At 58.5% G+C, this 6201-nt stretch carries 3 protein-coding genes; all 3 read left to right on the forward strand.

All coding sequences use genetic code 11. From position 1 onward, the window contains the following. The first annotated feature begins 120 nt into the window (after nt 1-120). Genes AC1DIO_RS34910 through AC1DIO_RS34920 form a run of 3 tightly spaced genes read left to right on the forward strand, consistent with a single transcriptional unit; the run spans nt 121 to nt 3967 of the window. Complete coding sequence (locus AC1DIO_RS34910) at nt 121-1014, forward strand: hypothetical protein (RefSeq protein ID WP_476854913.1); 894 nt, start codon at nt 121-123, stop codon at nt 1012-1014. A gap of 5 nt (nt 1015-1019) precedes the next feature. Next, entirely contained in the window at nt 1020-2117 is a 1098-nt protein-coding gene (locus tag AC1DIO_RS34915; protein WP_476854914.1) for an ATP-binding protein, read from the forward strand. Between the two features lie 47 nt (nt 2118-2164). Next, nucleotides 2165-3967 carry a TniQ family protein gene (locus AC1DIO_RS34920; protein WP_476854915.1) on the forward strand — a complete coding sequence of 601 codons (1803 nt, stop codon included), beginning with the start codon at nt 2165-2167 and terminating at the stop codon, nt 3965-3967. The last annotated feature ends 2234 nt before the right edge of the window (nt 3968-6201 follow it).

The raw sequence follows: 6201 nt of genomic DNA on the forward strand, positions 1-6201 counted from the left end.
AAATCACGAACCGCCGCGTAGACCTCCACCGCGAACATCCCCGCCAACCCCAAAAGGGATCAGCCTATCCAACTGGTTGGCTTTTACGCCGCCCGCGCCACCACAAGCGAGGGCGCTTCATTGGATGGTTTTGTCACCGCCCTGCACACCATCCACGTGATGTTCTTAAGTCAATTCGACGGACGGACATTCGGAAATCACCTAAAGAAGGGATCTTACGATAGCAAAGCACTTGCACATCTTACAGTAGACGAACTGGCGACGCTCCTCACTCGCTGGCTTGTCGACGTATATCATAATTTCCCATCCGATGCGCTCGGCGGCGAAACACCGCGAAACGCCTGGATCAGGCTCACCGACATGTTCGATGTGCGCCCTCTCCCCTCAAAACGCAAATTCATGCAGATCTTTGGCGAGAACCTAACGCGCAAACTATCGGGCTCAGGCATAAAAGTGTTGGGAAATTTCTACATAGCGCCAGAGCTGGGAAAATTGTTCATGAACAAGGGGAAAATTGAACTAGACATTCGATTAGACACAACAGATCTCGGAGCAATTGCTTACCGCGTGGGCGAGAACTGGTTTGAGGCACGCTGCCGCGACAGCAAGTTCGACGGTGTTTCCGTCGAAACGTGGGCAAGAACCATGATGGATCTCCGCCTCACGCGGACAGCCCAAGCCCAGCAGGTGTTGGGCGTGGTTCATCGCGCTCTTGATGCGATCGAGACTGAGGCAGATGCATCCAGAGCTCGCGCGAACATTGCGTCTCCCGCGCTCACATCAGAGGACATCGCGAAGCTAGAGGAAAAGGTCTTCTGCGGGTTCACGATGCCTGTGCCGGACGATCCAACTGAGGCCTTAGTGGGGCAGGATATCCTGGCCACGAGCTTCGAAACCGGCGGAGGAGCGCGCCCGGGGCCAGGCGAGACGCTCGCTTCAGCTCCCGCGCCAGCGCCAGCGCCTGCTTCGAAAGATGCTGACGATAACGACGACGATTTTAGCTTCCTGGGATAATTCAGATGACCATCGAAAAGGCAAATTTTGCGGTCGATATTGATATCGACTCCGACCCAACTCGCCCTATCCGCGACATCCAGCCAGACGCAGCCCGGCGTCGGTCAGAACTTATGGAGGGAGTACGCAGCGTTTACGCCCGCACTCGCCGAGATGCGCAGCTTCTCGATGCATATGACGAGATCCTTGAGGATCTCGGCGAGCGAAAAGACAACAAGAATGGTCATTGCTCAACCAATCGCGGAGAAGGCAATTTCCTCGTTGTGCTCGGAGCGTCAGGAGCGGGGAAGACGACCTCCATCCGACGAATGATTGATGGGCATGCGTTGAGCCACGGCTATACGGTAAATCAGGCCGGGAGCAAGGTCATCTCTGTCACCGCGCCCTCCCCCGCGAACCTTGCTGAGTTAGGCCGCGAGACGTTGCTTGCATTGGGTTACCCGTTGCAGCGTAACCGGGTAGACGGGCCGGAAGTTTGGCGCATGGTCCGAGATCGTGTGCGATCGCTTCAAATCCTCGTCCTGCATTTCGATGAGATGCAGCACGTTGTTCAAACCGTCCACGAAGCGGAGATGCAGAAGGTCCGAAATATCCTGAAGGGCCTACTGGTCGACAATGCGCATCCCATAGCGATTGTCGTTTCGGGGACTCCCGAGGTGATCCGTTTGATGCACCCGGATCGCCAGGTTGCGAGGCGCGGCAAATGGGTCGAACTTGGTMCGCTTTCGGCTGGTTCGGACAGCAAAATGATCAAGTCGTTCGTCAGGCAACTGGCGGAGCGAGCCGAACTTAAAACCGATGCCGTCGACATTGACCGGCTGGTGCCTCGGCTGCTTCACGCCGGACAACAGCAACTCGGTGTCGTCGCTGAAGAAATCCACGACGCCATCCGGGTCGCTCTTCGAGGAGAAGCTACGCAGCTGAGCATTGAACATTTCGCCAGTGCCTTTGCCAGACGAACCGGGAACCTGGCGCCTTTCAACCCCTATTTGGCGGATCGCTGGAAGGATATCGACGCCTCACGAGTGCTGGCGACTCGCGAGGAGGACGACCGAACAGAGCGCTTGAATAGCACCAAAAAGCGCAAAGGAGCTCCCAAATGAAGCCTTCTCTGTGRCTGCGGGCACTCCCGGCTCCGTAGGAAACGCCAATCAGCAATGCGTCTCGCAATGCCGTTTTGAATCATCAAACCAAAGGGGTCTACGCATTCTGCACAGACCTTGGGCTCGATTTTGCGGGCCTGCGCGACTGTGATGTGCGAGCAGTGGCCCATCTGGCCCAATTGCTCGACGTGTCCCCTCATAGGTTCGACACGGGCCTCTTGACCCGGAACGGCAACGATTACTCGATTCGAGGCGAACGCCTTCTCAAAAGCTCGCTTCAGCGCGAACGCATCCGCGTGTGCGCATCGTGCGTTGCCGACGACATAGCCGGTTCCTCCCTTCCTCCGGCGGCGTCAGCATATTGCCGGAGCCACTGGCAGCTCGACGCTGTCCGCTGCTGCCCCCATCATGAGTTGGAGCTTATCGAAGTCCCATCGGTGGTGTCGGCTTACGCGCTCGACTTCGCCGGTCACTTAGGTCCGCAGATTGACAGCCTCCCGAGCCTTCGCCCCAAGGCGATTGCACGCTCTAAAACTTCCTTCCAAGAATATCTTCTAGGACGCTTGGACCGGAATGTTCCTTCACTCGGATTTCTCGACGAGCTGGAATTCCACGCAGCTTCGCGCTTGTGTGAAATCGTCGGCGTCACCCTGTGGGTTGGTGAAAGCCGCAAGCTCAACACGCTTTCAAATACAGAGTGGCTAACGGCTGGCGAACTGGGCTTTTCTTTCGCCCGTCATGGGCGAGATGGCATCCGCGAAGCCTTGAGCGAGCTACAGCGCTGCTTTGTCTATCCCCGCGGGGGAAATGATGGCCCGCAAGCCGTCCTTGGACGGGTGTACAAATGGTTGGCGTATGGCTGCGAGGACGCGGGCTTCGATCCGGTTCGAAAATTGTTTCGCGAACACATCGTTGAGACGATGCCGATCGGCGCAGGCGAAGTCCTGTTCGGCGAAGCGGTGCAAAGGCGGAAGCTGCACTCTGTGCGAACCGCAAGTCTCGAGACCGGCGCGCATCCAAAACAGCTACGCAAAATCCTCCTTGCCCTCGGTGCTTTGCATCCGCAAGACGCTGAAAAAACCAATGCATGGTCGCTCTTTGATGCCGATGCTTATAGCGACCTGCTTGAAAATGTCCGCGAGGCGATGTCGCTGCGCGTTGCCAGCGACTACATTGGAGCCGGCCGTGTGCAAGGGCGGCTATTATTCGAGGGAGGTTACATCCGACCGTTCGTCTTCAAATCGGATGAGCATGGCCTTAGAGATCACCTCTTCTCGAAGTGTGAACTCGATACCTTCCTATTGCGCCTGTTTGAACGTGCTGAGACCGCGCAGCTTGCAGATAACGAGCAGTTCGTCTCAATTCCGACAGCCGCGAAGCGAACGAATTGCTCGTCGAAGGAGATCCTCGATCTGGTTCTGAACGGCCAGATCGAAAGCCGTCGGCTTCCAGGCCCAGCGACTTTTATGTCGCTGTCAGTTGACTATCAGGAAGTTCGCTCGAAAGTGCGCGGCGAGTACGCAGGCGAGGTCACGGCCATGGAAGCCACCGCGCTGATACGAACGGCCGATGTCGCGACACGAGCGCTGATCAAAGCAGGCGTCCTTCCCACGAGGATAGCGATCAATCCCAAAAATCGATGCCCTGTGGAGGTGATTTCTCTTGCTGCGATCGAGGAGTTTCGGCGAACCTATTGTACCAGCGGCGAGATTTCCCGGGACACTGGGATCGGGCCTCGGAGGATCGAGCGCATCATCGGCGAGCACCGCATCCAACCGGAGTTGCCACGCCAACAATACCGCGTTTCCTTTTACCGGCGCTCTCAGCTAGCYGGCATCAGTTTCAAATAGGCGCAGATTTCACGATCCCTTCTGACCCGGCAGGCAACTGCCGGGTCTTTTTTTGCCTCCTGCGCCCACCACCGCTCGATGCCAGTCTTTGTGCTTATCGGTGCCAAACTGAAACCGATCGAAGCTGGGAAACCCCAATAAACTCGGGCTTCGTGGTGCCAATCATTCTGCGCCGTGAGAGAAGTTGAAGAACGAGGCATAGTGTTGCCGCGATTGTAKGAAAAGTTCCGCAAACTGACATGCGTCGCCCGGCCCTGCCGGGCGTCGCTCCGTTTCCGGCAGCCCGGTTCTGTCGACGCGAGCATTCAGTCCGACCTGTGCAAGAGCGCGAATTCAGCTGAGAACCTGCGCGCATCCGACTGGTTCTTCGCCGGACGGATAATTTGTTTGAGCGGCTTCCCCCTCCCCGCGCGCCGTTCATAGGATTCGCGAGCGGCCGAGGAGCTGCGACGACCTATCTCCCCTTGATGGTCGCTCGAGGCGATGGACGCGCGGATCTCCCGGACGTCGAGCTTCCGGAGTTGGCCCCTAGCCGACGTGGCGGACGTCGGCTTTCGGGAATTCTGATCGGGGCGCCGGCCCAAGGGCACCATTGGCCCGTTCCTGATCTTGGAGGGAGTCTCGTTCAGGTAGTCCCGTTTGGCGGGAGGCGGCGGGTGGTCTGTTGCGCACCGTTGGTGCGCATCCCGCCTTGCTGGCCGGGCCCCGGACAATTTCGGCACCAGGGCCGACACGCAACAACCGACGCGCGCACACAACTGCAACTCCACTGGCGAAGAGCAGCCCCGCCGGCTGGGGGGGCGGATTGTAAGCGGGGCTGCTCCCAGGCCGTGTCGACGCTGGTTGAGAGCACCAACACGCGATTGCGAACCCATGGCAAAACCAACGGTTCCGCGGCTCGCTGAGATTTCACTCAGTCAGGAGTCTCTTTGCTCTTCAGGTGTGGTTTTATTGAACCGACGGTCAGCCATTAACGCCAAATCGACGGTAGGACCCTCCGCCCAAAATTCGGTGATAATGGCGGCGAGACGCTCCCGCTGTGCCGGGGCGCTCACTGTGTCGATGTGGGGCGTGATTTCGCTCTTCCGCGGGAAAGCCGACCCCGACGCAGTCATCGCGGCAGCAACCAAAGCGCAACCGGCGTGGAAGTCAATCCACTAAGTGCGGGTGAAATCATCCGACTTAGGTCTTCGAAGGGGATATTAATCAGCCGCCTAAAGTAAGTCCTGTAGCATTGACAACGAAACTGTGCGTGAATTATCGTAAGAATCAGACAATTTGGTTTATGTAACTGATTACAACATATCTCAGTTCTATTAATGACTGCAAGTAATCTACTTGAAAAAAGGTGGATTCGTCATGCATCGCTTAAATTCTGGATTTATTATTTTTTGTTTGCTTGCAGCTACGTCAACATTGGCGTATTCGCAAGCATTGACCGTCAGTTCTTCGCCGGAATATCATGAAGGTATTGCAGTCAACGGCTCGCCGACGCCGCAACCCTACCCCTCCTGCGAACGCAAGCTGGTGAGGAGCCAATGGCTTTGGGAATGCGACCCTGCCCGGCGGAACGGGCGCGGTGGACCAGCAACACCGGCAGCGATTGGTCATTGGACGATCGGCTCTGTCGAGAGCTCTGGGGTCGGTCGGAGCGATGCCGGCGTGGTACGATACTACAGGGCCATTAGCGCGAATGGCCGCCCGACGCGTGCGCCCAGCCGCCATTGCATCATTCAGCAGTATGACGGCGACCGTCTGTGGGTCTGCCCACCACGCGCTACCGCGTCTATCGGCGCCCGCGCATCGTCCGTTCAGGGCCTCGCGGGCGGCAACGTCCTGTACTATGCGGCCGTTTCTCCTGATGGTCGGCCGACCCGCGCGCCCAATGCAGCGTGTTACCTGACGCAGCGGGGTGGCAGTCAAGTCTGGACCTGCCCGCCGACCACGACAGGCGCCATTTCTTCAGGGACCTCAGACCGCTCCGGCGGCGGCGAGGGAAATTCGAGCTCCAACGCCGCCGGCGCAAGTGCCACTGCGAATAACGGCGGCGGAGGGGCCGCGTCCTCGTCCGCCGCCGGCGGTAATGGCAACTCTGTTGGCGGCGGCTCCGTAGGAGGCTCAGGCGGAGGTTCGGGCGGTGGTTCCGGTGGCGGCTCCGTCGGAGGCACGGGCGGAGGCTCGGGCGGTGGTTCCGGTGGCGGCTCCGTCGGAGGCACGGGCGGAGGCTCGGGCGG

The sequence above is a fragment of the Allobosea sp. 05T439 genome (assembly GCF_056396005.1).